This is a genomic window from Streptomyces sp. NPDC049040 (assembly GCF_043197715.1).
In the GTDB taxonomy this organism is placed as follows: Bacteria; Actinomycetota; Actinomycetes; order Streptomycetales; family Streptomycetaceae; genus Actinacidiphila.
This window is the reverse complement of record NZ_JBICTO010000005.1, coordinates 115,743-138,752: the sequence shown is the minus strand read 5'-3', so window position 1 is coordinate 138,752 and position 23,010 is coordinate 115,743. Positions and strand designations below refer to the sequence as shown.

Annotated in this window: 24 protein-coding genes; 14 read left to right on the top strand and 10 right to left on the bottom strand. The window is 73.4% G+C overall.

Features of this window, described 5'->3' with window-relative positions; translation table 11 throughout:
• Nucleotides 1-13 precede the first annotated feature (13 nt).
• Nucleotides 14-637, bottom strand: coding sequence for a hemerythrin domain-containing protein (locus ACGFMP_RS16175; RefSeq protein ID WP_393672978.1), 624 nt, complete (start codon nucleotides 635-637; stop codon nucleotides 14-16).
• A 334-nt stretch (nucleotides 638-971) separates the two neighbouring features.
• Here ACGFMP_RS16175 and sigJ point away from each other — a divergent pair, with 334 nt between their 5' ends.
• Complete coding sequence (gene sigJ, locus ACGFMP_RS16170) at nucleotides 972-2,006, top strand: RNA polymerase sigma factor SigJ (RefSeq protein WP_393672976.1); 1,035 nt, start codon at nucleotides 972-974, stop codon at nucleotides 2,004-2,006.
• Here sigJ and ACGFMP_RS16165 read toward each other — a convergent pair.
• Nucleotides 1,993-2,730 (bottom strand): L,D-transpeptidase, encoded by a 738-nt coding sequence (locus tag ACGFMP_RS16165; protein WP_393672975.1) that lies wholly within the window; start codon nucleotides 2,728-2,730, stop codon nucleotides 1,993-1,995. The genes sigJ and ACGFMP_RS16165 overlap by 14 nt on opposite strands.
• A gap of 194 nt (nucleotides 2,731-2,924) precedes the next feature.
• Nucleotides 2,925-3,485, bottom strand: a complete 561-nt coding sequence (locus tag ACGFMP_RS16160; protein ID WP_393672974.1) for an SRPBCC family protein — start codon at nucleotides 3,483-3,485, stop codon at nucleotides 2,925-2,927.
• A 225-nt stretch (nucleotides 3,486-3,710) separates the two neighbouring features.
• Here ACGFMP_RS16160 and ACGFMP_RS16155 point away from each other — a divergent pair, with 225 nt between their 5' ends.
• Nucleotides 3,711-4,175 (top strand): universal stress protein, encoded by a 465-nt coding sequence (locus ACGFMP_RS16155; protein WP_393672973.1) that lies wholly within the window; start codon nucleotides 3,711-3,713, stop codon nucleotides 4,173-4,175.
• Here ACGFMP_RS16155 and ACGFMP_RS16150 read toward each other — a convergent pair.
• Nucleotides 4,159-4,719, bottom strand: a complete 561-nt coding sequence (locus ACGFMP_RS16150) for a winged helix-turn-helix domain-containing protein (protein WP_393672972.1) — start codon at nucleotides 4,717-4,719, stop codon at nucleotides 4,159-4,161. The two genes, ACGFMP_RS16155 and ACGFMP_RS16150, sit on opposite strands and share 17 nt — an antisense overlap.
• 103 nt (nucleotides 4,720-4,822) lie before the next feature.
• On the bottom strand, nucleotides 4,823-4,951 hold the full coding sequence (locus tag ACGFMP_RS16145) for a hypothetical protein (RefSeq protein ID WP_393672971.1): 129 nt from the start codon (nucleotides 4,949-4,951) through the stop codon (nucleotides 4,823-4,825).
• Nucleotides 4,952-5,110: 159 nt separating this feature from the next.
• Between ACGFMP_RS16145 and ACGFMP_RS16140 the strand changes: the two genes are divergently transcribed.
• Together ACGFMP_RS16140 and ACGFMP_RS16135 are read left to right on the top strand one after the other, a co-directional pair.
• Complete coding sequence (locus ACGFMP_RS16140) at nucleotides 5,111-7,213, top strand: FUSC family protein (RefSeq protein WP_393672969.1); 2,103 nt, start codon at nucleotides 5,111-5,113, stop codon at nucleotides 7,211-7,213.
• Between the two features lie 73 nt (nucleotides 7,214-7,286).
• Entirely contained in the window at nucleotides 7,287-7,439 is a 153-nt protein-coding gene (locus ACGFMP_RS16135; protein WP_393672968.1) for a hypothetical protein, read from the top strand.
• Nucleotides 7,440-7,503: 64 nt separating this feature from the next.
• Here the strand turns inward: ACGFMP_RS16135 and ACGFMP_RS16130 are convergent, their stop codons facing one another.
• On the bottom strand, nucleotides 7,504-8,733 hold the full coding sequence (locus ACGFMP_RS16130) for an acyl-CoA dehydrogenase family protein (RefSeq protein ID WP_393672967.1): 1,230 nt from the start codon (nucleotides 8,731-8,733) through the stop codon (nucleotides 7,504-7,506).
• A 148-nt stretch (nucleotides 8,734-8,881) separates the two neighbouring features.
• Between ACGFMP_RS16130 and ACGFMP_RS16125 the strand changes: the two genes are divergently transcribed.
• From ACGFMP_RS16125 to ACGFMP_RS16105, 5 genes are all read left to right on the top strand, one after another.
• A complete protein-coding gene (locus ACGFMP_RS16125) occupies nucleotides 8,882-9,523 on the top strand; it encodes a TetR family transcriptional regulator (protein WP_393672966.1) in 642 nt (213 codons plus the stop codon).
• A gap of 159 nt (nucleotides 9,524-9,682) precedes the next feature.
• Nucleotides 9,683-10,921 (top strand): MurT ligase domain-containing protein, encoded by a 1,239-nt coding sequence (locus tag ACGFMP_RS16120; protein ID WP_393672965.1) that lies wholly within the window; start codon nucleotides 9,683-9,685, stop codon nucleotides 10,919-10,921.
• Between the two features lie 73 nt (nucleotides 10,922-10,994).
• Nucleotides 10,995-11,723 carry a type 1 glutamine amidotransferase gene (locus ACGFMP_RS16115; RefSeq protein ID WP_393672964.1) on the top strand — a complete coding sequence of 243 codons (729 nt, stop codon included), beginning with the start codon at nucleotides 10,995-10,997 and terminating at the stop codon, nucleotides 11,721-11,723.
• Between the two features lie 167 nt (nucleotides 11,724-11,890).
• A complete protein-coding gene (locus ACGFMP_RS16110; RefSeq protein WP_393672963.1) occupies nucleotides 11,891-12,916 on the top strand; it encodes a 6-phosphofructokinase in 1,026 nt (341 codons plus the stop codon).
• 138 nt (nucleotides 12,917-13,054) lie between these two features.
• The gene (locus tag ACGFMP_RS16105) at nucleotides 13,055-14,011 is read left to right on the top strand and encodes a cytochrome c oxidase assembly protein (protein ID WP_393672962.1); all 957 of its coding nucleotides are present in this window, start codon (nucleotides 13,055-13,057) and stop codon (nucleotides 14,009-14,011) included.
• A 48-nt stretch (nucleotides 14,012-14,059) separates the two neighbouring features.
• Here the strand turns inward: ACGFMP_RS16105 and ACGFMP_RS16100 are convergent, their stop codons facing one another.
• Nucleotides 14,060-14,758 carry a TetR/AcrR family transcriptional regulator gene (locus tag ACGFMP_RS16100; protein ID WP_393673333.1) on the bottom strand — a complete coding sequence of 233 codons (699 nt, stop codon included), beginning with the start codon at nucleotides 14,756-14,758 and terminating at the stop codon, nucleotides 14,060-14,062.
• A 119-nt stretch (nucleotides 14,759-14,877) separates the two neighbouring features.
• Here ACGFMP_RS16100 and ACGFMP_RS16095 point away from each other — a divergent pair, with 119 nt between their 5' ends.
• Nucleotides 14,878-16,317, top strand: a complete 1,440-nt coding sequence (locus ACGFMP_RS16095; protein ID WP_393672961.1) for an MFS transporter — start codon at nucleotides 14,878-14,880, stop codon at nucleotides 16,315-16,317.
• A gap of 146 nt (nucleotides 16,318-16,463) precedes the next feature.
• Entirely contained in the window at nucleotides 16,464-17,177 is a 714-nt protein-coding gene (locus ACGFMP_RS16090) for a lysophospholipid acyltransferase family protein (RefSeq protein ID WP_393672960.1), read from the top strand.
• 15 nt (nucleotides 17,178-17,192) lie between these two features.
• Here ACGFMP_RS16090 and ACGFMP_RS16085 read toward each other — a convergent pair whose 3' ends face one another.
• Nucleotides 17,193-17,807: a DUF1707 domain-containing protein gene (locus ACGFMP_RS16085; RefSeq protein WP_393672959.1), complete on the bottom strand. Its 615-nt coding sequence runs from the start codon at nucleotides 17,805-17,807 to the stop codon at nucleotides 17,193-17,195.
• Between the two features lie 126 nt (nucleotides 17,808-17,933).
• On the opposite strand from ACGFMP_RS16085, the gene ACGFMP_RS16080 reads away from it, so the two are divergent.
• Nucleotides 17,934-18,773: a TIGR02452 family protein gene (locus ACGFMP_RS16080; RefSeq protein WP_393672958.1), complete on the top strand. Its 840-nt coding sequence runs from the start codon at nucleotides 17,934-17,936 to the stop codon at nucleotides 18,771-18,773.
• Nucleotides 18,774-18,847: 74 nt separating this feature from the next.
• Here ACGFMP_RS16080 and ACGFMP_RS16075 read toward each other — a convergent pair whose 3' ends face one another.
• Together ACGFMP_RS16075 and ACGFMP_RS16070 are read right to left on the bottom strand one after the other, a co-directional pair.
• Nucleotides 18,848-20,434 (bottom strand): alpha/beta hydrolase, encoded by a 1,587-nt coding sequence (locus tag ACGFMP_RS16075; RefSeq protein ID WP_393672956.1) that lies wholly within the window; start codon nucleotides 20,432-20,434, stop codon nucleotides 18,848-18,850.
• A 42-nt stretch (nucleotides 20,435-20,476) separates the two neighbouring features.
• A complete protein-coding gene (locus ACGFMP_RS16070; RefSeq protein ID WP_393672955.1) occupies nucleotides 20,477-21,388 on the bottom strand; it encodes a hypothetical protein in 912 nt (303 codons plus the stop codon).
• Nucleotides 21,389-21,465: 77 nt separating this feature from the next.
• Between ACGFMP_RS16070 and ACGFMP_RS16065 the strand changes: the two genes are divergently transcribed.
• Together ACGFMP_RS16065 and ACGFMP_RS16060 are read left to right on the top strand one after the other, a co-directional pair.
• Entirely contained in the window at nucleotides 21,466-22,335 is an 870-nt protein-coding gene (locus ACGFMP_RS16065) for a LysR family transcriptional regulator (protein WP_393672954.1), read from the top strand.
• A gap of 250 nt (nucleotides 22,336-22,585) precedes the next feature.
• Nucleotides 22,586-23,008, top strand: a complete 423-nt coding sequence (locus ACGFMP_RS16060) for a hypothetical protein (protein ID WP_393672953.1) — start codon at nucleotides 22,586-22,588, stop codon at nucleotides 23,006-23,008.
• Nucleotides 23,009-23,010 lie beyond the last annotated feature (2 nt).

Sequence of the window (23,010 nt, the reverse complement as noted above, 5' to 3'; positions counted from 1 at the left end):
CCGCCGGCGTCCCTCAGACCTTCCAGAGTTCCTTCTTCTGGTACGAACGCTGCCACAGCAGCTTGTTCGCGACCTTCACCGGCGGCGGGAACATCCCGATGAACTCGCGCTGCTCGTCGGGCGTGAGGCCGTCGACCACCCAGGGGAGGTAGACCGAGACGCCCTTGACGCCGAGCTTCTTGGCGTTGGCGAGGCCGTACTTGCGCCACTCGCCCTTCGTCAGCACGTTCTTGATCAGCGGCAGCGCGCTGTCCTCCTCGTGGGCGAAGTGGTGGTCCATCACCTCGTAGAGGCCCTGGATCCGCCCCGCGAGGTCGTCCACACCGGACTTGAGCGCGGTGTCCACCGCCTCGATCCGCGGGCCGAGCTCCGCGTGCTCGGCCTCCATCGCCTCCATCAGCCGCAGGTCGTCCGGCCGGTCCTTGATCTTGGCCTCGACCTGCGGCCACAGGGCGGCGTCCTCCACTGAGTGGTGGTGGTCGAGCTGGAAGCTGAAGTTCTCCCAGCCCGCCAGGATCTGCGGGGCTCCGGCGCGTCCTGCCTGCACCGCGGCGGTCAGGCGCCGCAGGTCGCGCCGGAAGGCGCGGTGCGTCGCGTACATGATGGTGAAATCGCTGTCCTGCAGTGTGTCGGCCACGGCGGACTACTTCCTTCGGCACGTCGATGGGTCCGACCGCCCCGTCCGGGACGGCGGCGGGCGCTGATCCGGTCCGGCGGTGCCCCTCCCCCACCCGCTGCGGGGCGCCCGCCGGGCCGTCGTGCACGCCCCACACCACAAAGAGCGTCCGTACGGCCCCGATGTGACGTCGGCACTGCGCAGAGCGAGTGAAGCGGCTGGGTCAAACCCCCCGAATGGGGTCAATCTCAGCACCTGGTGAGACGCACATCACATTTCGGCCACCCGGTGTCACACCGGGATGCGGGTGTGCCCTCATAGGGCCGACGGGGAGACGCACCACAGGAGGCCCACCGTGTCCGACACTCCGACCCTGCATCCGATCGCGGGCGACCGCGCGACCGAGGTGTTCGTCAGCCACCGGGAGCTGCTGTTCTCGGTGGTCTACAACATGCTCGGCAGCGTCTCGGACACCGAGGACGTCCTCCAGGAGACCTGGTTCGCGTGGACGCGCCGCAGCAGCCGCCCCGCGGCCGGGGACATCGGCAACCCGCGGGCGTACCTCATCAGGATCGCCGTCAACCAGGCGCTGGCGCGGCAGGCCCGCATCAACCGCCGCCGCGAGACCTACGTGGGCCCCTGGCTCCCCGAGCCGCTGGCCACCGGGGCCCCTGAGGCCGCGGCCGCGGAGTGGCCGCGGGCGGCGGAGACGGTCGACGCCGCGGAGCCCGCGCTGCGCAACGAGTCCGTGTCGATGGCGATGCTGGTGGTGCTGGAGACGCTGACACCGCTGGAGCGGGCGGTTTTCGTGCTGCACGAGGTGTTCGGCTACCCGCACACCGAGATCGCCGCGATCCTGGAGCGCAGCCCGGCGGCGGTCAGGCAGCTCGCACACCGGGCGCGCGAGCACGTACAGGCCCGCAGGCCTCGCCACCAGGCCGACCGGCGGCTGCAGCGGCAGGTGACCGAGCGCTTCATCGCCGCCGCGCTGGGCGGCGATCTTGCCGGGCTGATGAGCCTGCTCGCCCCCGACGTGACGCTGTGGACCGACGGCGGCGGCAAGGCGAACGCGGCGCTGCGGCCGGTCTCCGGCCAGGAGCAGGTGGCCAGGATGATCACCGGCTACGCGGCCCGCAGGCTGCCGGCACCGCTCGACATCCGCTACCGGCACGTCAACGGCGACCCGTCGGTCGTGGTCTTCGCCGACGGCTCCCCCACCGCGGTCATGGTCGTGGACCTGGACGCGGGCAACGACAAGGTCACCGACATCTACCTGGTCACCAACCCGGACAAGCTCTCCGGGGTCGGCCCGCGGGACGGCGACACGGCCGACGCGGAAGGCGCGGCCGACGCGGAAGGCGCCGGCCGCGGGCGGCTCAGTAGCGGGTGACGTCCAGTGCGCCTCCGGTGGTGCCGATGGCGATGTGCGGGTGGGCGGCGGGCTTCAGCCAGGCCATCACCCGGTCCAGCGCGTCCGCCGGCACCGACACGCAACCGGCCGTGGCCCCGCTGCCGTTGACGTGCAGGAAGATCCCCGCGCCTCGGCCCTTGACCGGGGCGTTGTAGTTGAAGTCGATGAGCACCGCGTGCGCGTACTGGGTCGGGTAGTCGGCCAGGTGCTCGGACTCGCCTGCCCTGCAGTCCGCGGGCAGCGGGCTGACCCAGCGGTTGTACGAGGTGGAGGCGGTGTCCTCGCACCACCAGGAGGACGCGGTCACGGTGCGGTAGGGCAGCGTGTTCCCGGCGGGCGCCGCGCTGTTGCCGAAGGCGAACGGGAGCCCGTACAGGCCGGTCGGGGTGGTGCCGGTGTCCTGCTTGCGGGTGGCGCCCTCCGTCAGGCCGTGGCTGCCGAACCGGGCCGGCGCGGTGCCGACGGTGCGCCAGTCGCCGTCGGTGCGCTCCCACCAGGTGAGGGTGCCGGTGGTGGCGCCCGCCGTCGGCGCGGTGGCGATCAGCAGCTGGGTGCCGCCGCCGTCGTTCACCATGGTCAGCGGCAGCGGCAGCGGCCTGGGCAGCGACGGTGTCCTGGCGGCCGCGCTGCCCGCGGTGGTGACCGCGGTGACCAGCGCGAGCGCGGCACTGACGGCGATGGCGGCGGGGGTGGTCCTGCGCAACGTCGGCTCCTTGCGGGGACGGTGACGGTGGGTCGCCGCAAGCCTGCCACGGGCGGCGCCGCCGCGCAGCCGCCGGCCCTGGCCGGCGAAAGGCCCCCGGACACGCGGGAGCCCCGGCCGGGACGGGGGGACCTGGCCGGGGCGGTCACGCATGACGGGCTCGGGGGCGCCGCGTCACGTTGTTAGTTTAACACTCAATGAGCGTAGTCGAATCCACCCGGCGCAGCTGAGGTGCGCAGCGGGGGCGCGGTCGGCGCGCCGGGGTCGCCGCCGGCGGAACCGGAGGCGGGAGCGGGCGGGCCGTGCAGCGGGGCGGGAGCGGCGACCGGGCCGCCGAGCAGGTCGCAGAACTTGCCGGCGTCGGCGGGCAGGTCGCGCCGCCAGGCCATCGCGACGACCGGTGCGAGCAGCAGCAGCGCGGCGCTCAGGCAGCTGGTGACCGAGAGCCGGACCATCGTGCCGTCGCCGTGCGGGATCAGGTCGAAGCCGTAGACGGGCACCTGCGTGCCCAGCGGGCTCCACATCCGCTGCCCGCGGAAGACTATGCGGCGGCAGGGTTCGAAGTCGGCGCACACCAGCCGGTGCGGCCTGCGCCTTCCCGGGTAGCGGTAGTCGTAGGCGGCGTCGCGACCGGGAAGGACCGCGTCGGCGGCGACGGAGGTCACCCCGGAACTCCACAGGGCGAGATTGCGGGCGTCGGCGAGAAAGTCGAAGACCTCGGTGTCCGGCCTCGACACGAAAACGCTCGTGGACACACTCGGCATCACAAACCTCCCCGGTAGCGGCGTGGGCCGCGAGCCACCGCGCGGACGCGCACCTGACCGTGGTGCGTGTGACGGGCGGAAGGACGCTGCCTGTTTCACTCCTCCTGGAAAGCGTGCCCCGCAAAGGTGCCCATGTCGTGGCAATACACCCATTGGGGTGAGCACGGTGCGTGACGGGAGGTGAAACCGCAGGCCGCAGGCCGATAGCCTGACCAGGTGGACGAGCAGAAATCCCCCCCGCGATTCGAACGCGGCACCGACGGGCCGAAGGTGATCGTCGCCGGTGTCGACGGCTCGGACTCGGCGTGGCGCGCCGCCGCCTATGCCGCGGGCCTCGCGCGCCGGCAGAACGCGCTGCTCGCCCTGGTCTACGTGCAGCCGTACCTGCCGGGCGGCGCCGCGCTCGGCGTCCCGGTCTCCGAGGTGGACACCGGGATCGCCGCGCAGCTGCTGGCCGAGATCCGCGCGTCGGTGGAGCGGCTGCGCGGCACCTTCCAGGTGCGGTGGGAATTCCACACCTTCCGCGGCGACCCCTTCGGCGGCCTCGCCGCGGCCGCCGACCAGCTGACCGCGGACGCGGTCGTGGTCGGCGCCTCCGAGCGGGCCGGCCACCGGCTGGTGGGCTCGGTGGCCGTCCGGCTGGTGAAGGCGGGCAAGTGGCCCGTCACCGTCGTGCCGTAGCTCCCGGTTGCGCCCGGTCGCCCTGCGCCGGGGCGTACTTGTAGCCGACCCGGCGTACGGTCACGATGCTGCCGCGGTGGTCCGCGCCGAGCTTGCGGCGCAGCCGGGCGACGTGGACGTCGACGGTCCGGCCGTCCCCGACGTGGCCGTAGCCCCAGACCGTGGTGACCAGTTGGTCGCGGGAGTGCACCCGGTGCGGGTGGGCCACCAGATGCGCCAGGAGTTCGAACTCCAGGTAGGTCAGGTCGAGTTGGCGGTCGTCCACCGCGGCCGTGCGGCGGTCCTCGTCGATGCGCAGCCCGCGGTCGGCAGCGGGCGGCACCACGGCGGCGCCCGCCTCCGCGGGCACCAGTACCAGGTAGCCGACCATCGGGACGCCGCCCGCGGCCGAGGGCAGTACGTGCCCGGGTGCGGGCAGCCAGGTGGCGCCGGGCGGCAGGAAGTCGGGGGCGGGCGGCACCTCGTCGGGGCGCACCGCGCGCAGCCGCTGCCGGTGGGTGGCGGGCAGGGAGGTCAGGGACGTGACGGAAGGCATGTTCGACATGGGTTCGGCTCTTTCGCGCGAAGGGTCGTGGGACTCCGTTGTGCGCGGGACCGTTTGCTGCCGTGGGGCCGCCCGTGGCCACAGGGGCCGGGCTTCGGGCAGGTCAGCGAGGAACGCGGGTCCGCGCGGGGATCGCGCGGCAACACCAGCGGTCGAAGTGCTGCTCCTGCCGGGACGGCCAGAAGGGTTCGAGGTCGCTGCGACCTGTCCCGGTGTCAGTGATGCTGGCCATGCCCCCCATTGAAGCAGACGCCGGCGCGGTGGTGTGAGGGCGCGGGTGGCACGGGCGAGTGCGCCTGGTCACCCCGGCCCCGCGGGTGACCCGTATCGCCTGGTCCGAGCGCATTTCGCAGGTGCCCGGCCCGCGGTCCTTCTGCCTAAGCTCTGCTGCATGACGTGGTTGCGTGCGCTGCGGGAGACCGCCAGATCCGGCCTGCGGGTCGAACGGACCCGTCTCGAACCGCTGGTGGCGCTGCGGGCCGCCTGCGGTGTGGCGATCGTCATCGGTCTCGCGCTGTGGCTGTGGTCGCCGCCGGTCGCGGCGTCGTCGGCCTTCGGGGCGTTCGCCGCGGGGGTGGCCACCTTCCAGCGCAGCTGGCGGCCCCGGCCGGTGCTGGCGCTCGCCGCCGGCGCCGGGCTCGCGCTGAGCACCTTCCTCGGGTACCTGGCCGCGTCGCACGTGGCGCTGTTCGTGCTGCTGCTTGCGGTGTGGGCGTTCGCGGCCGGCATGGCATGGGCGCTCGGGCCGACCACCGGCATGGTCTCGGCGCTGACCGTCGCGGTGATGCTGGTGACGGTCACCCTGCCGACCTCGGTGCTCAGCGCGCTCCAGCACGCGGCCCTGGTGGGGCTCGGCGCCCTGGTGCAGGCGGCGCTGATCGTGGTCTTCCCGATCCGCCGCTGGGGGGCCCAGCGCGACGCGCTGGCCGACGCCTTCGCGGCCGAGGCGGACTACGCGCGCCGGTTGCGGCACGACCCGCTGGCGCCCTTCGACCCGGCGGCGCTGATGGCGGCGCGCAGCGCGGCGGTGGTGACGGCCTGGCAGGCCAGGCGCCGGCCGGAGGAGCTGCACGGCAACCGGGTGCTGGCCGAGCGGATCCGCCCCGTGCTCGCGTCGCTGGCCGATCCGACGGTGGGCGCGGCGGCCGAGGGGCCGGAGCGGGACCGGGCGCGCGAGGTGCTGGCGGTGGCGGCGACCGTTCTGGATGCGGTGGCCCGGGCGATCAGGTACGGCGTCGCGGTGCGGGTGCCGGAGCGGGCCGACGCGCTCCTGCGCGACGACGCGCCGGGCACGGACCTCACAGGCGCCGCCCGCAGGTCGGCCACCCGGCTGGTGTCGCTGCTGAGCGCAGCGGTGGAGCGGGCCGAGGGTTCAGGGCCTTCGGACGCGACCGGGACCGCGCACCTGCTGCGCCCTTCGGTCGGCGAGCTGCTGCCGACCGCGGTGCGCACCGTGCGCCGCCAGGTGCGCTGGGACTCGCCGGTGCTGCGGCACGCGATGCGGCTGTCCGCGGTGGCGGCGGCAGGCTACCTGCTGGGCACGGTGCTGCCGCTCGGGCACGGCTACTGGGCGCCACTGGCCGCGGTGATGGTGATGCGGCCCGACTTCACCCAGACCTACGAGCGCGGGGTGGCCCGCTTCGCCGGGTCCCTTGTGGGTGTCGCGCTGGCCACCGGGATCACCCAGGCCGCACACCCCGGCACCTACGCCTTCGCCGCGCTGGCGGTGGTCAGCATCGGGCTGATGTACCTGCTGCTGCGCGTCGGCTACGTGGTCGCGCAGGCCTGCGTGGGCGGCTACGTGGTCTTCCTGCTCGGCATGGGCGGCACGCAGCTGGAGCAGACGGTGCGCGACCGGGTGCTGCTGACGCTGCTGGGCGGGGTGCTGGCGATGGCGGCCTACGCGGTCTTCCCCGCCTGGGAGACCCCGCGGCTGCGGGACCGGCTCGCGGAGTGGATCGAGGCGACGGCGGGCTACGTGGCCGCGGTGATGGACGCGCACGCGGAGCCGTCGCGGCGGCGGCCGGGCGCGGTGCGCCGTGCGCTGCTCGACCTGCGGGCGGCCGGCGCGGCCTGGGACCAGGCGGTGGCCAGGGCGGACGCGGAACCGGTACGGCACCGCGGCATGTCGCGCAGCGCGGTGCGGGACGCGGACGCGGCGCTGTCGGCCGTGGGGCGGGTGGGGCTGGTGATGGAGGCGCACCAGCCCCAGAAGGACGCGTCCCCGGTGCCGCAGGCGGCGCGTTTCGCGGGGGCGCTGCGGCAGGCCACCGCGGTGGCGGCAGGCGAGGTCAAGGCGCGCCGGGCGCCGGACTGGCGGGCGCTGCGCACCGAGCTGGACCGCTGGCCGTCGGATCCGGCGGGGGACCGGGTGGTGCGCCGGGGCGCGGAGCTGCTGGTCGACACGCTCGACGAGCTGGCCGAGGCGCTGCGCCCCAGGTCGGCGGGGCAGCGGCACCCCGCGGGCGGCCAGGGGCGACCCGCGGCGCGATAGTCGGCCCGGGGGCGTCCCCGGGGGGACGGCGAGGGGGGTCTACGCTGGTGGCCGGACCAGAAGGAGCCTTCCCATGCACATCGGCGCGATCCACGGCGTGACCAATCTGGCGACGTCCGACTCGGTGGGTCCAGGACCCGTGATGCGCACCGTCATCGTCGTCGCGGTGGTCGGTGTCGCGTTCATGGCGTGGTTCCTGCTGCGGGGCTACGGCAACGACAAGTGACCCGGCGGACCGCCGCCCCCGGCGAGGGGGCCGGCGGACCGCTCCGGGCCGCGGGGGAAGGCGCTCAGCGGATGGGCACGCCGGACAGCGTCCTGGCGATCACCAGCCGCTGGATCTCGCTGGTGCCCTCGAAGATGGTGTAGATCGCGCTGTCCCTGTGCATCCGCTCGACCGGGTACTCCCGGGTGAAGCCGTTGCCGCCGAGGATCTGCACCGCCTGGGCGGTGACCTTCTTGGCGGTCTCGCTGGCGAAGAGCTTGGACATCGAGCCCTCGGCCGAGGTGAAGGGCTTGCCCGCGGTCGCCATCCACGAGGCGCGCCAGACCAGCAGCCTGGCCGCGTCGATCTGGGTGCGCATGTCGGCGAGCTGGAAGGCCACGCCCTGGTTGTCGATGATCGGGCGGCCGAACTGCTCGCGCCCGGTGGCGTATTCGAGGGCGTACTCGTACGCGGCCCGCGCGGTGCCCACCGCCATCGCGCCGACCGCGGGGCGCGAGGCCTCGAAGGTCGCCATCGCGGCGTTCCTGCCGCCGCCGGTGCCGCCGGTCGCGGCCCGCTCGCGGGCCCTGGCCAGCCGCTCGTCGAGCTTGTCCTTGCCGCCGAGGAGGCAGTCGCCGGGGATCCTGACGTCCTCGAGGACCACCTCCGCGGTGTGCGAGGCGCGGATGCCGTGCTTCTTGAACTTCTGGCCCTGGGACAGGCCGGGCGTGCCGGGCGGCACGATGAAGGACGCGTGGCCCCTGGTGCCGAGTTCCGGATCGACGACCGCCACCACCACATGGACGTTCGCGATGCCGCCGTTGGTGGCCCAGGTCTTGGTGCCGTTGAGCACCCACTCCCCGGTGGCCTCGTCGAAGACCGCGCGGGTCCGCATGGCGCCCACGTCGGAGCCGGCGTCGGGCTCGGAGGAGCAGAAGGCGGCGACCTTGACGTCGTCCGCGTCGCCGTACATCTGCGGGACCCAGGTGCCGATCTGCTCCTCGGTGCCGTTGGCCAGGACGCCGACCGCGGCGAGGCCGGTGCCGACGATGGACAGCGCGATGCCCGCGTCGCCCCAGAACAGCTCCTCCATCGTCATCGGGATACCGAGGCCGGTGGGGTCGAAGAACTGCTGGGCGTAGAAGTCCAGCGAGTACAGGCCGATCTTGGCCGCCTCCTGGATGATGGGCCAGGGGGTCTCCTCGCGTTCGTCCCACTCGGCCGCGGCGGGGCGCATCACGTCGGCGGCAAAGCCGTGTATCCAGTCGCGCACCGACCGCTGGTCATCGTTGAGATCGAGCGTGAAGTCGCCCATCTGTCCCCTCCACATGCTAGTTACTTGCGGTAACATCAGTCTGTTACCGTCGGGTAAGCGATGTCAACTCGCCAACCGCCGCACGACGGTCCGCGCCCGGGGTGTTACGTTGCGCGGACCACCGGCAATCGAACAGCGGGGAGGCGCGGTGGAGACCGGCCAGCGGGAGGACCAGCGGACGGCGACGCAGCGGCGGCGCACGGAACTGCTGGAGGCGGCCGAGCGGGTGGTGCTGCGGGACGGCCCGGAGGCGTCGATGAACGCCATCGCGGCAGAGGCGGGGATCACCAAGCCGATCCTCTACCGGCACTTCGGCGACAAGAGCGGCCTGTACCGGGCCCTGGCCAAGCGCCACACCGACGCACTGCTCGGCACCCTGCGCACCGCGCTCGACTCCCCCGGCGACCGCAGGGACCGGGTGGAGGCGACGCTGCACGCCTACCTGTCGGCCATCGAAGCACGGCCCCAGGTCTACCGCTTCCTGATGCACCCGGCCGAAACCCCCTCCGACGAGAAGGGCTTCGACGTCGGGCGGCACTCCGTACCGCTGCTGCGCAGGATGGGCGAGGACCTGGGCGAAGTGATCGCGGAACGGCTCGACCTCGGGCCCGACACCCGCCAGGTGGCCAGGGTCTGGGGGCACGGCATCGTCGGGATGATGTACGCCGCGGGCGACTGGTGGCTCGGCGAACGGCCGCTGTCACGGGACCTGCTGGTACGTCACCTGGCCGACCTGCTCTGGGGCCGGCTCGCCGAGACTGGCGACCGGGCGGGCAGCCCCGGCCTGTGACCGCGGTCGCGCACCCGGCGCCGCGGTGCTGCTCCACGGCCCGGAGTCGATAGGCTGACCTCGACCGGAACTTGCCGGCCGCCGCAGCGGCCGCCCGGGGGACGGAATACCGGCCACCGCGGGCGGCATCGCGGCCGGAGTCGAGGAGGAAAACAGACGATGGCAGGCAACTCGGAGCCGCTGTCGCCACGGGCCAAGCTGGCCGTGACGGCGGGCAGGGCGGCAGCGGCGGTGTCCCGCGCGGCGGGCAAGGGCAGCGGATCGGTGATCGGCGGCAAGGTCGCACTGCGTTTCGACCCCGACCTGCTGGCCAGGCTCGCCCGGCACCTCGATGTGGTGCTGGTGTCCGCCACCAACGGCAAGACGACCACCACCCGGCTGCTCGCGGAGGCCTTGCGGGCCGGCGGCCCCGTGGTCTCCAACGCGCTGGGCGCCAACATGCCGGCCGGCATCACCTCCGCGCTGGCCGGCGGCTCCGACGCGCGCTTCGGCGTGATCGAGGTGGACGAGAAGTACCTGGCCGGCGTCGCCAGGGACGTCGCCCCCAAGGCCATCGCCCTGCTGAACCTGTCGCGCGACCAGCTCGACCGCGCCGCGGAGACCAGGATGCTCGCGGAGAAGTGGCGCGAGGGCCTGGCCGGCTCCGAGGCGATCATCATCGCCAACGCCGACGACCCGCTGATCACCTGGGCGGCCTCCTCCAGCCCCACCGTGGTGTGGGTCGCGGCCGGCCAGTCCTGGAAGGACGACGCCTGGTCCTGCCCGTCCTGCGGCGGGGTGCTCCAGCGCCCGGACGACGACTGGTTCTGCGGGGAGTGCGGCTTCCGCCGCCCCACCCCCACCTGGGCGCTGTCCGGCGACCACGTCGTCGACCCCTACGGCGTCGCCTGGCCGATCCACCTCCAGCTGCCGGGCCGCGCCAACAAGTCCAACGCGGCCGTGTCGGCCGCCGTCGCCGCCGCCTTCGGCATCGACCCCAAGGTCGCCCTCGAGCGGATGTACAAGGTGCAGGCCGTCGCCGGGCGCTACGACGTGGTGACCTTCCAGCAGCGCGACGTGCGGCTGCTGCTGGCGAAGAACCCGGCCGGCTGGCTGGAGACCTTCTCGCTGATCGACGGCCCGCCCACCCCGGTGGTCCTGTCGGTGAACGCCCGCGGCGCCGACGGCACCGACACCTCCTGGCTGTGGGACGTGGACTACACCCGGCTGGCAGGACACCCCATCATGGTGATCGGCGACCGCAAGCTCGACCTCGCGGTGCGCCTCGAGGTCGCGGGGCTCCAGTTCAGGGTCTGCGCCGACCTCGACGAGGCGGTGAGGGCCGCGCCCCCCGGCCGGATCGAGGCCATCGCCAACTACACCGCCTTCCAGGACCTGCGCCGCCGCGTCGGCAACTGACCCCGGCCGACCGCGGGCGACGCACCGCCCGCCGCCGCCAACCGCCGCCGCCGCCCGACAAGGAGAAGCACGTATGAGTGAGTCCAGCCTGCGCCTGGTGTGGGTCTACCCCGACCTGCTGAGCACCTACGGCGACCAGGGCAACGCGCTGGTGGTCGAGCGCCGGGCGACGCAGCGCCGGGTACCGGTGACCCGGGTGGACGTCCGCTCCGACCACGCCATCCCGACCTCGGGTGACATCTACCTGATCGGCGGCGGCGAGGACCGCCCGCAGCGCCTCGCCGCCGAGCGCCTGCGCCGCGACGGCGGGCTGAACCGGGCGGTGGCCAACGGCGCGATCGTCTTCTCGGTGTGCGCCGGCTACCAGATCCTCGGCCACGAGTTCATCAACGACCTGGGCCGCCCGGAGCCTGGCCTCGGCCTGCTGGACGTGGTGAGCACCAGGGGCGAGGGCGAGCGCTGTGTCGGCGACGTGCTGGCCGACATCGACCCGCACCTCGGCCTGCCGCCGCTGACCGGTTTCGAGAACCACCAGGGCATCACCCACCTCGGGCCGAGCGCCAGGGCGCTGGCCCGGCTGCGGGTCGGCAAGGGCAACGGCACCGGTGACGGCACCGAGGGCGCCTTCAACGACACCGTCTTCGGCACGTACATGCACGGCCCGGTGATGGCGCGCAATCCGCACATCGCGGACCTGCTGATCAAGCTGGCGCTCGATGTGAACGCGCTGCCGCCGGTGGACGACCAGTGGTACGACGCGCTGCGGGCCGAGCGGATCGCCGCGGCGGTGCAGCCCGCCTGACCGGCGCGCCGTCACGCTGCGGAACCGTCGCCCGGAGTTCGGGTAATCGTCAGGTGTCCGCAGTACGGTCGGCGTGGAGGCGTGAGCCCGCGGCTCGGTAAGCTTGCCGTGATCCATCCGGACGACGGGGTCCGGCCGTCCGGTCGAGTTGCGGGAGTATCGAGAGCATGCGTATTGGTGTACTGACCAGCGGCGGCGACTGCCCCGGGCTGAACGCCGTCATCCGGTCCGTGGTGCACCGCGCCGTCGTGGACCACAATGACGAGGTCATCGGCTTCCACGACGGGTGGAAGGGCCTGCTGGAGTGCGACTACCGCAAGCTCGACCTGGACGCGGTGAGCGGCATCCTGGCCCGCGGCGGCACCATCCTCGGCTCCTCCCGGGTACAGCCCGCGCATCTGCGCGGCGGGGTGGAGCAGGCCAAGGGCCACGTGGCCGACCTCGGTCTCGACGCGATCATCCCGATCGGCGGTGAGGGCACCCTCAAGGCGGCCCGGCTGCTGTCCGACGCCGGGCTGCCGATAGTCGGCGTGCCCAAGACCATCGACAACGACATCGCCTCGACCGACGTCACCTTCGGCTTCGACACCGCCGTGACGGTGGCCACCGAGGCGCTCGACCGGCTCAAGACCACCGCGGAGTCGCACCAGCGGGTGCTGATCGTGGAGGTCATGGGACGGCACACCGGGTGGATCGCCCTGCACTCGGGCATGGCGGCGGGCGCGCACGCCATCGTCGTCCCCGAACGGCCCTTCGACGTCGCCGAGCTGGCCGCGCTGGTCGGCAAGCGCTTCGAAGCGGGCAAGAAGTTCGCCATAGTGGTGGTCTCCGAGGGCGCCAAGCCGCGTGAGGGCACCATGGAGTTCTCCTCGGGCGCCACCGACGTCTACGGCCACGAGCGCTTCAGCGGTGTCGCCAACCAGCTGTCCGTGGAGCTGGAGGAGCGCCTCGGCAAGGAGGCGCGCCCGGTGATCCTCGGCCACGTGCAGCGCGGCGGCACTCCCACCGCGTACGACCGGGTGCTGGCCACCCGTTTCGGCTGGCACGCGGTGGAGGCCGTGCACCACGGGCGGTTCGGCATGATGACCGCGCTGCGCGGCACGGACATCACCCTGGTGCCGCTGGCCGACGCGGTGCAGCACCTCAAGACCGTCCCGTCCGACCGCTACACCGAGGCCGAGTGCGTCCTGTGAGCCGCTGACCTCGGCAGCACCGCCCCGCATGTGCGGGGCCGCCCCCGCCCGGAGCGCCGGACGGGGGCGGATCTACTCTGGAGCGGGCACAACGGTCGAATCGGCCTGCTGCCGGTCGGCGCGACGGAGGAGTGACGGATGGACCACGGTGGACACGGCATGCACATGGACCTGCCGCCGTTCACCCTCGGCCGGGGACTGGCCTTCAGCAGCGGCGACCCCTTCTTCCTGATCGGCTGCGTACTGCTGCTGGCGCTGTACGGCTTCGCGGTGCTGCGGCTGCGGCGGCGCGGTGACCACTGGCCGGTGGCGCGTACGGCGGCCTTCACCGTCGGGGTGCTGACCATCGGCGTGACGATGTGCACCCGGCTGAACGACTACGGCATGGTCATGTTCAGCGTGCACATGGTGCAGCACATGATCCTCAGCATGCTCTCGCCGATCCTGCTGCTGCTCGGCGCACCGGTGACGCTTGCGCTGCGGGCGCTGCCGACCGCCCGCCGGGGCAGCACCGGTCCGCGCGAGCTGCTGGTGAAGCTGCTGCACAGCAGGTATCTGCGGATCATCACGCATCCGGCGTTCACCATCCCGCTGTTCATCGCCAGCCTCTACGCGCTGTACTTCTCGCCGCTGTTCGACTTCCTGATGCGCAGCCAGACCGGGCACGTCGTGATGATGGTGCACTTCCTCGCGGTGGGCCTGCTGTTCTTCTGGCCGATCATGGGCGTCGACCCGGGGCCGCACCGGCCCGGCTACGTGCTGCGGATGCTCGAGCTCTTCGCCGGGATGCCCTTCCACGCCTTCTTCGGCATCGCGGTGATGATGGCCAGCGAGCCGCTGGTGAGCTCCTTCGAGCACCCGGCGGCGTCGCTGGGCATCGACCCGCTGAGCGACCAGACCGCGGCGGGCGGGATCGCCTGGGCGTTCAGCGAGATCCCGTCGGTGATCGTGCTGGTGGCGCTGCTTTTCCAGTGGTACACCTCGGAGCAGCGGCAGGCCCGCCGCCTGGACCGGGCCGCCGACCGGGACGGCGACGCCGAACTCGTCGCGTACAACGCCTATCTGGCGTCCCTGGAGTCGCGCGGGCGCGGCTGACCACCGCTCGGGCGCGGACGCCACCAGCGGTCAGCCGCGGCGGAGCGTTCAGCGCGGGGGGACGTGTGCGGCGAGTCCGGTGACCATCAGGTCGAGGCCGAACTCGAAGCGCTCGTCGCCGACGTCCCTGGTCATCTCCTTCATCATGCCGGTGAGCATCGGGAAGCGCTCGGGGGGCAGCGCCTCGTAGTACCTGTGGACCCGGGCGAGGAAGGTCTGCTCGGCCTGCTCGGGGTCCTTGCTCTCCTGGGCGCGGATCGCCTCCTCGGCGACGATGCCGGTGACGTAGAGCGTCAGGGCGTCCAGTGCGTAGGCGCACGCCTGCGGGGGCAGGCCGCCCGCGGCGAGGATTCCGAGCATCCCCTCCGCGGCGCCGGTGGCGCTCTCCCCGGTCGGCACCCCCACCTCGGGCAGCAGCCTGGCCAGGTCCCCGTGCGCGGCCAGCACCCGGCGTGACTGCCGCAGCATCTCCTTGATCTGCTCCTGCCAGCGCTCGGGGTCCGGCTCGGGACAGGTCACCTCGGCCAGCACGCGGTCGAGGACCAGGCCGATCAGCTCCTCGCGGCCGGCGACATGGGCGTAGAGCGAGGCCGCTCCGGTGCCCAGTTCCTGTGCGACCCGGCGCATGCTCAGCGCGGCCACGCCCTCGGTGTCGATCACCCGGAGCGCCGCCGCGACGACGGCTTCCTGGCTGAAGATCCGGCGCGGCGCGGATTTGCGGGGCCGCCCCCACGGCGGGACGGGCATGTCGGACACGGGTACCTCCTGCGGGCTGACACGAACACCGTACTTGACGCGAACACCGTTCGTCAGTAGAACAGTGTTCGCCAATACGAACGACGTTCGTCCCGCTTGGAGGAGCCACCATGACCGCACCCGTACTCGACGAACCGGCCGCCCGCGGCACGGCAGCCGAGGGCCGGGCCACCCGGCTGCACTGGCTCGGGCTGGCCGTGATCCTCGCGGTGGAGGTGATGGACCTCCTCGACGCGACGATCGTCGGCGTCGCCTCCCCCTCCATCCAGGCCGACCTCGGCGGCAGCTCCACCCGGATCCAGTGGATCGCCGCCGCGTACACCCTCGCCTTCGCGGTACTGATGATCACCGGCGCACGGCTGGGCGACATCGTGGGGCGCCGCCGGATGTTCCTGATCGGCGTCGCGGGCTTCGCGCTCTGCTCGCTGCTGTGCGCCTGCTCGGGATCGGCGGGGATGCTGATCGGGATGCGCGCCGCACAGGGCGGCTTCGCCGCGATGATGGTGCCGCAGGGCCTCGGCCTGCTCAGGGAGATCTTCCCCCCGTCCCAGGTCGGCGCGGCCTTCGGCGTGTTCGGCCCGGTGATGGGCCTCGCCGCGGTCGGCGGTCCCGTGCTCGGCGGATTCCTCACCGACGCCGACCTGCTGGGCACCGGGTGGCGTGCGGTCTTCCTGATCAACGTGCCCCTCGCCGCTGCCGCCTTCGCGCTGGCACTGCGGGTGCTGCCGGACAGCCGCGCACCGCACGGGCCGCGGCTGGACCTGCCGGGGGTCGCGATCCTCAGCGCCGCGGTACTGCTGCTTGTCTACCCGCTCGTCCAGGGCCGCGACCTGGGCTGGCCGCTGTGGTCGTACCTGATGATGGCCGCCTCGGTGCCTGTCCTCGCGGTCTTCGTCCGCCTCCAGCGCTCGGTGCTGCGGCGTGGCGGTTCGCCACTGGTCGAGCCTGGCCTTTTCGGCCGGCCCGGCTTCACCGGGTCACTGGCCGTCGGCCTGGTCTTCTTCGCCGCACTGACCGGCATCATGCTGGTGGTGCCCCTCTACCTCCAGTACGGCCTCGGCTTCAGCGCCAGGAGCGCGGGGCTGGCGATGATCCCCTGGGCCCTCGGCTCCTCGGTCGGCGCCACGCTGTCCGGTGCCTGGCTCGGCCGGAAGTACGGCAGGACGACCCTCCAGGGAGGCCTGCTGCTCAGCGCGGCCGGTATCGCCGCGGTGGCGCTGACGGCACACCTGGCGGGCACCCCGGGCGGGTGGCAGCTCGCACCGCCGCTGCTGGTCAGCGGGATCGGCCTCGGCCTGGTCATGGCACCGTTCTTCGACATCTCGCTGGCAGGCGTCCCCGACCAGGAGACAGGCTCGGCGTCCGGGGTGCTCAACGCGGTCCAGCAGCTGAGCGGCTCGGTGGGCGTGGCGGTGCTGGGCACGGCCTTCTTCGCCAGGGCAGGGCATGGCATGGGCGGCGCGCTGGAGTCGACGCTGCTCATGGCGGCGGGCGCACTCGCCGTCGCGAGCGCCGTCGCCTTCCTCATGCCGCGGCGCGCGGCGCACTGACCGGGGGCGCATTCGCGCCCGGCCACCGGCTGTGACCGCGTCGCGCTGGTCCCGGCCGGTGGCCGGGCACTACTCTGCCGGGGCGCCGGGTGGACCGTCGCAGTGCGGCCCGGGCGTGCCGGGTCCAGTCGAGGGGGAGGCGGCCCGTGTTCTACCGGGTGCTCAAGTACGTGATTCTCGGACCTCTGCTGCGACTGCTGTTCCGGCCCAGGATCGAGGGCATGGAGAACATCCCGGAGACCGGCGCCGCCATCGTCGCCGGCAACCACCTGTCCTTCTCCGACCACTTCGTCATGCCGGCGATCCTGCCGCGCCGGATCACCTTCCTGGCCAAGGCGGAATACTTCACCGGCCCCGGGCTCAAGGGCCGGCTGACCGCGGCCTTCTTCCGCGGGGTGGGCCAGATCCCGGTCGACCGCTCGGGCGGCAAGGCCTCGCAGTCGGCGATCGACGCCGCCCTCGGCGTGCTGGGCCGCGGCGAACTGCTGGGCATCTACCCCGAGGGCACCCGCTCGCACGACGGACGGCTCTACCGCGGCAGGACCGGAGTGGCGGTGATGGCGCTGCGGGCGCACGCCCCGGTGGTGCCCTGCGCGATGCTGGGCACCTTCGAACTCCAGCCGCCCGGGCGGAAGATCCCGCGGATCGGCCGCGTCACCATCCGCTTCGGCGCCCCGCTGGACTTCAGCCGCTTCTTCGGCATGGAGGACCGGCGGGAGGTGGTGCGGGCGGTCACGGACGAGATCATGTACGAGGTGCTGGCGATGTCGGGGCAGGAGTACGTGGACCGCTACGCGGGCGACGTGAAGGCGGAGCAGGCGCAGAAAGGCGTGGGCGCGCGGCTGCGGCGCAAGTCCTGAGCGCCCGCCGGGCGGTCAGCGGCCGTCCCGCCAGGGGTACTTGAAGTCCCGCATCACCCGGACGTGGCCGAAGACCGAGCGCCCGGTGATCCGGACGACGGGCCCGTCGCTCTCGCCGCCGTCCGCGTCCTTGTCCTGGCGGCCGCCGATCTGCGAGCGCTTGCCGAACAGCGCGGTGCCCATGTCGTAGACCCGGGCGTCGTCCGGCACCACGATCTCGACCTTGCCGAAGAAGGAGTCCGCCTCGATCACCACTTCGCGCCGGGTGAAGACGGCCTGCCGCAGGTCGATGACGACCGCGCCGAACCCGGCCCTGGCGACGGTGTGCGGCGGCACCGGCCACTGCCCGGAGCGGCGGACCTTGCTGAACAGCGCGCGTACCGGGTCGAGGTCGGCGGGCGTGGCGAGCCGGGCGCCCGGTGCGGGGGCCGGCAGATCGGCGGTGATCGGTGCCAGCTCGCCCCGGGTGCGGGCGGCGTAGACCGCCTCCAGCCGCTCCGAGTGCTCCTCGACGGTGAGCCGGCCCGCGCCGAGTGCGTCGCCGAGCAGCGCGGCGACATGGTCGCGCTCGTCGTCCGAGGCTCGTACGGCGGCACCGGCGGGGTCTTCCCACCGCGACGGCTCTGACACCGGATCGACCTCCTGGGGGTAGCGGAACGCGCTCACGATATATCGCGTCTGCCGGGCGAGGCAAGGCGCTGTCCGGCGGCGGGAAACGCCTCGCGCCGCGGCGCGCGGCCCGCGTAGCCTCGCCGCATGAGTGCACGGCTGCGGGGCATCGCCCGGGAGAACGAACGGATCGTCAGCGAGGGCGGCTACCGGGCCCCCGGCGGGCAGTGGGTCGACCTCGGGCCTGCCGTCGCGGCTGCCGCGGACGGCACCCGGCTGTTCGGCCCCGAGCCCGTACCGGTCGGCGAGGTGGCGCCAGGGGCCGGCGCGAGCTGCACGGTCACCGCCGAGGACAGCGTCACGGCCGCGGGACGGCTCGCCGCGGCGGACCGCGCGCCGGTCGCCGTCCTGAGCTTCGCCTCCGCGCGCAATCCCGGCGGCGGCTACCTCAACGGGGCGCAGGCGCAGGAGGAGGCGCTGTGCCGGGCCTCGGCCCTGTACACCTGCCTGCTGCGCGCACCCGGCTACTACGCCCACCACCGGGCCGACCGGGACACCTTCTACTCGGACCGGGTGATCCACTCCCCCGCGGTACCGGTCTTCCGCGACGCGCGCGGCGGCCTGCTGGACGAGCCGTGGACGGCCGGCTTCCTCACCTGCCCCGCGCCGAACGCCGGGGTGATCGCCCGGACGCAGCCGGAGCGTACGGCCGGGATCGGGCCCGCGCTGGACGCGCGAGCCGAGCGGGTGCTGGAGGTCGCGGTCGCGCAGGGCTACCGGCGGCTGGTGCTCGGCGCCTGGGGCTGCGGTGTCTTCCGCAACGACCCGGCCAGGGTGGCGGCGGCCTTCGCCGGGCCGCTGCTGCCGGGCGGCCGGTTCGCGCACGCCGTGGACGAGGTGGTCTTCGCCGTCCTCGACCGGCGCCCCGACTCCCCCACCCGCGCTGCCTTCACCGCCGCCTTCCCCGGCGCGCTCTCCTGCGCCTGACATGCCGGGGGCCGCCGCCCGCACCCCGGTTCCGGTGCGGGCGGCGGCCCCTCGCGAGCCTCGCGGACGCGTCCCTACGGCACGGGGGTGGCGTGCGGCCCGCACACCACGTCGTGCCGGTCGAGCGTGCCGTGCAGCAGGTAGTCGTCGACACGGGAGTTGATGCACGGGTTCACCAGGTTGGTGACGCCGTGCGAGCCCGCGCCCTGCTCGGTGATCAGCCGCGATCCGGCCAGCCTGCGGTGCGTCTCCAGCGCGCCGGGGTACGGGGTCGCCGCGTCGTTCGTGCTCTGCACGATCAGCACGCCGGGCAGCCCGCGGTGCGAGCGGACGTCGACCGGGGTCTGCTGACGTACCGGCCAGGTGGCGCAGGGCAGATTCATCCAGGCGTTGGACCAGGTCAGCAGCGGGTACTTCGCGTGGAGCGCGGTGTTGTCCCGGTCCCACGTGCGCCAGCTGGTCGGCCACGCGGTGTCGGTGCACTCCACCGCGGTGTAGACGGCGGTGCCGTTCTCCGCGGTGGCGTTGCCTGCGGTGTCCGAGAGGTCGGGGGCCGCCGCGTCGAGCATCGCCTGGGTGTCGCCGGCCGCGTACCGGCTCCACACGCCGGCCACGGTGGCCCAGCTGGAGTCGTAGTACGGGGCGCTGGTGAAGAAGTTGAGCAGTTCGGCCGGGCCGACGACGCCGCCGATCGGGTGGCTCTTGGCCGCGGCCCGCAGGGCCACCCACTTGGCCTGGACCTGTGCCACCGTGCTGCCGAGGTGGTAGACGGAGTCGTACTTCGCGACCCACGCCTCCCAGTCCGCCCACCGGGCCTCGAACGCCACGTCCTGGTCGAGGTTGTTCTGGTACCAGACCTGGTCGCGCGAGGGGTCGACCACGCTGTCGATGATCATCCGGCGCACGTGCGTCGGGAAGAGCGTGGCGTAGACCGAGCCGAGGTACGTCCCGTAGGAGACCCCGAGGTAGTTCAGCCGGTCCTCGCGCAGTGCCGCCCGGATGACATCGAGGTCGCGGGCGGTGTTGGCGGTGGTCATCTGGGAGAGCATCGCCGCACCGGTGCGCTCCAGGCAGCCCCGGGCGTATTCGGCGGCCAGTTTGCGCTGCGCCTGCTTGTCGGCGTCGCTGTCAGGCACCGGGTCGGCCTTGGGCGCGCTCACGTAGGCGGTCGGGTCCTCGCAGGAGATCGGCGCGGAGTGGCCGACGCCCCTGGGGTCGAAGCCGATGAAGTCGTACGCCTTGGCCGTCTTGGTCCACAGCGGGGCGCCGGTGGCGCTGCGCACCGGGAAGCGCAGGCCGGAGCCGCCGGGGCCGCCCGGGTTGTAGACCAGCGCGCCCTGCCGCTCCTGCGCGGTGCCGGTGCTGGCCGCCCGGTCGACGGCGAGCTTGATGGTGGCACCGAACGGCTTGCGATAGTCGACGGGCACGGTCACCCAGCCGCACTGGACCGGCGCCGCGAGGCCCCAGCCCTCGGGGCACGCGGCCCATTTCACGCCGGTGCGCCGGGCGTCGGCCGCGGCGATGGTCTCGCCGACGGCCTCCGGCACGGTCACCGCCGGCGGGCGGTGCCCCCTGGCGGCTCCTGCCGTGGCGGCCGGCGCCGCGGCGATGGCTCCCGCGATCAGGGCGCCGGTGGAGACGAGCACGATCGTGCGTCTCACGTCGAACCTCCCCCTCTGTTCCATGGCTTGTGGCCATGGTGGTCACAGTGATGAGGTGCGAATCCTTTCCCCTGTGTGGCCGCTGTGAACAGGCCAGGAGAGTGATTTTTCATCAAAGCGTGATTTCATCCCGGAGTTGGCCTGCTCCGCATGGGTGACCGCCGCCTCGGCCAGAGCCGTGATGAACGGGTGCGGATCCGTGCCGTCGCCCGCCAACTCCGGCTGGAAGAGGGTGGCGAGGTAGAAGGGGTGGCCGGGCAACTCGGCGATCCTGGGAGCCTGCTCGCCGTCGTGCCCGGTGAACCGCAGCCCCGAGGCGACGAGTCGCGGCAGCAGCGCGGGGACCGGGCCGTAGGCGCAGTGGAAGCGCTCGACGCTCTCCCGGCTGCCGAGCAGCCGCTCGGCGAGGCTGCCGGGGACGGTGGCCAGCCGGCCCTCGTGGCCGACCAGGGAGCAGGCCAGCGGGCCGATCAGCAGGTCGCCCGCAGCGTCGTCGTCCTCGCCGCGCGGGTCGTTCTCCGCGTGGCGGGCAGTGGCCAGGCCGCACACGTTGCGGGCGAATTCCAGCAGCGCGTGCTGGAAGCCGCCGCAGGTGCCGAGGAAGGGGATGCCGTTCTCGCGGGCGGTGCGCACCGCGGCCAGTGCGCCCGCCTCGCTGCGGTACGGGCTGCCGGGCAGCAGCCACACCGCGTCGAAACCGCGGACGGCGCCTGGTTCCAGGGCGTCCTCGGTGGGGATCCAGTAGGCGTCGACGGGCAGTCCGTGCCGGCGCCTGAGCGCGTCGAGCAGGCCGGGCAGGCGCTGGTGGGACCTGACGGCCGGGGCGCGGTCGCCGACCAGGGCGATACGGGCGGTCGTTTTGCGGGCGGCGGCGTTGCGGGGATCGGAGGTCCGGGCGGCGGCGTTGCGGGGATCGGAGGTCCGGGCGGCGGCGTTGCGGGGATCGGAGGTCATGACGGTCATCGTGGGCCGGGCAGCCACATCACGTCCAACGATTCATTCTGCTCCCCGCATCAGCGATACTGATGGCCATGGATCCCCATCTGCTGCGGACCTTCACCGCGGTCGCCCGGCTGGGGTCCTTCTCCGCCGCGGCCCATGAACTCGGCTACACCCAGTCGGCGGTCTCGCAGCAGGTCGCCGCGCTGGAGGCGGACCTCGGCGTCGCCCTGCTGGGGCGCCGCCCGGTCGCCCCCACCGAGGCGGGCGCCCGGCTGCTCGACCATGCCGACGTCCTGCTCACCCGCCTCGCGGCCGCCCGCGCCGATGTCGTACGGGTGGCGCGCACCCCGGTGGTGAGCCTGGTGGTCGGCGCCGCCGGCTGCGCGTTCGGGCCGCGGGCGGCGCGGGCGCTCGCGGAGTTCCGCGGCGCGATGCCGCGCGCGCAGGTGGGGGTGCGCGGGCTCGAACGGGCCGCCGTGGTCCCTGCGGTGGTCGCCGGAGAGGTCGACCTCGGGCTGGTCGACGGGGCGGTGGCGCCGACCGATCCGCTGCGGCTGCCGCAGGCGGAGGGGCTGGCGGTGGCGGTGGTGGGCGAGGAGCCGCTCGCGGTGCTGCTCCCGCCGGGCCACCCGCTCGCCGGGCGCACCGGACTGCGTCTCGACGACCTCACCGACGCGCTCTGGCTCGACGCGCCGGGTGCGGCCGTGCCGCTCGCCGACCTCCGCGCGGCCACGCCCGGTGCCTACCCCGCAGGGCTCGGCTACGCGGGCGGCGACGCGCGCGTGCTCCACGAACTGGTGGGCGCGGGCCACGGGCTCGCGGTACTCCCCCGCTCCGCCGCGGGCCCTGCGGCCGTGCCCCTCACCGAGCCGCACCTGGTCCACCGCGTGGAAGTCGTCCACGGGGCCGCCGCGAGCCCCGCCGCCACCCGCTACGCCGCCGCTCTGGCAGCGGGCTGACGGCGCGCGAAGCCGGTGCTGCGACCGGCAGGACCGGGCGGGTTCGCCGGAAGCCCGCGCCGTCATGTGCGGTGCGTCGCAAGGCGCCGGCTCTGCCTCCCAGCGGCCCCACCCGGTTGATCGGGCAACGCCGCGAGATGCCGTGCAGGACTTCGGGAGCCGCTGAACCCACCCGGTCGCAGCACTAGACTGGCAGCCGCTGACCGACAGGGGGACGGGGATGGCCGCAGGCAGCGGTATGAGGTTGGTCGTGTCCGGTCACGCGGATGTGGACCAGGAAGAACTCGACGCGCTCACGGCGCAGTTGAGGCGGCGGCTGCTCGACCTGGACGTGGACGGCGTACGCCTGGACCGGTCCGCCGCTGAGGTGCCGGAAGGTGCCAAGCCCGGCGAGGCCATCGCCGTCGGGGCGCTCGCGGTCAGCCTCGCGCCCGCGGTCTTCCGGTCCGCGCTGCTCCTGGTGGAGACCTGGATGCAGAACCGCCCGGTGCGCGCGGTCAAGGTCGACATCGCCGGCCGCAGCATCGAACTCGGCCAGGCGTCGGCGGAACAGCAGCAGCTCCTGGTGGAGGCCTTCCTCGCCGAGTTGCGCGGCACGCCCGGCACGGCAGGCCCTTCCGGGACCGAGCAGGCGCCCGGGGCCTCCGGGGAACCGCCCGCCGCCCAGGGGTAGAC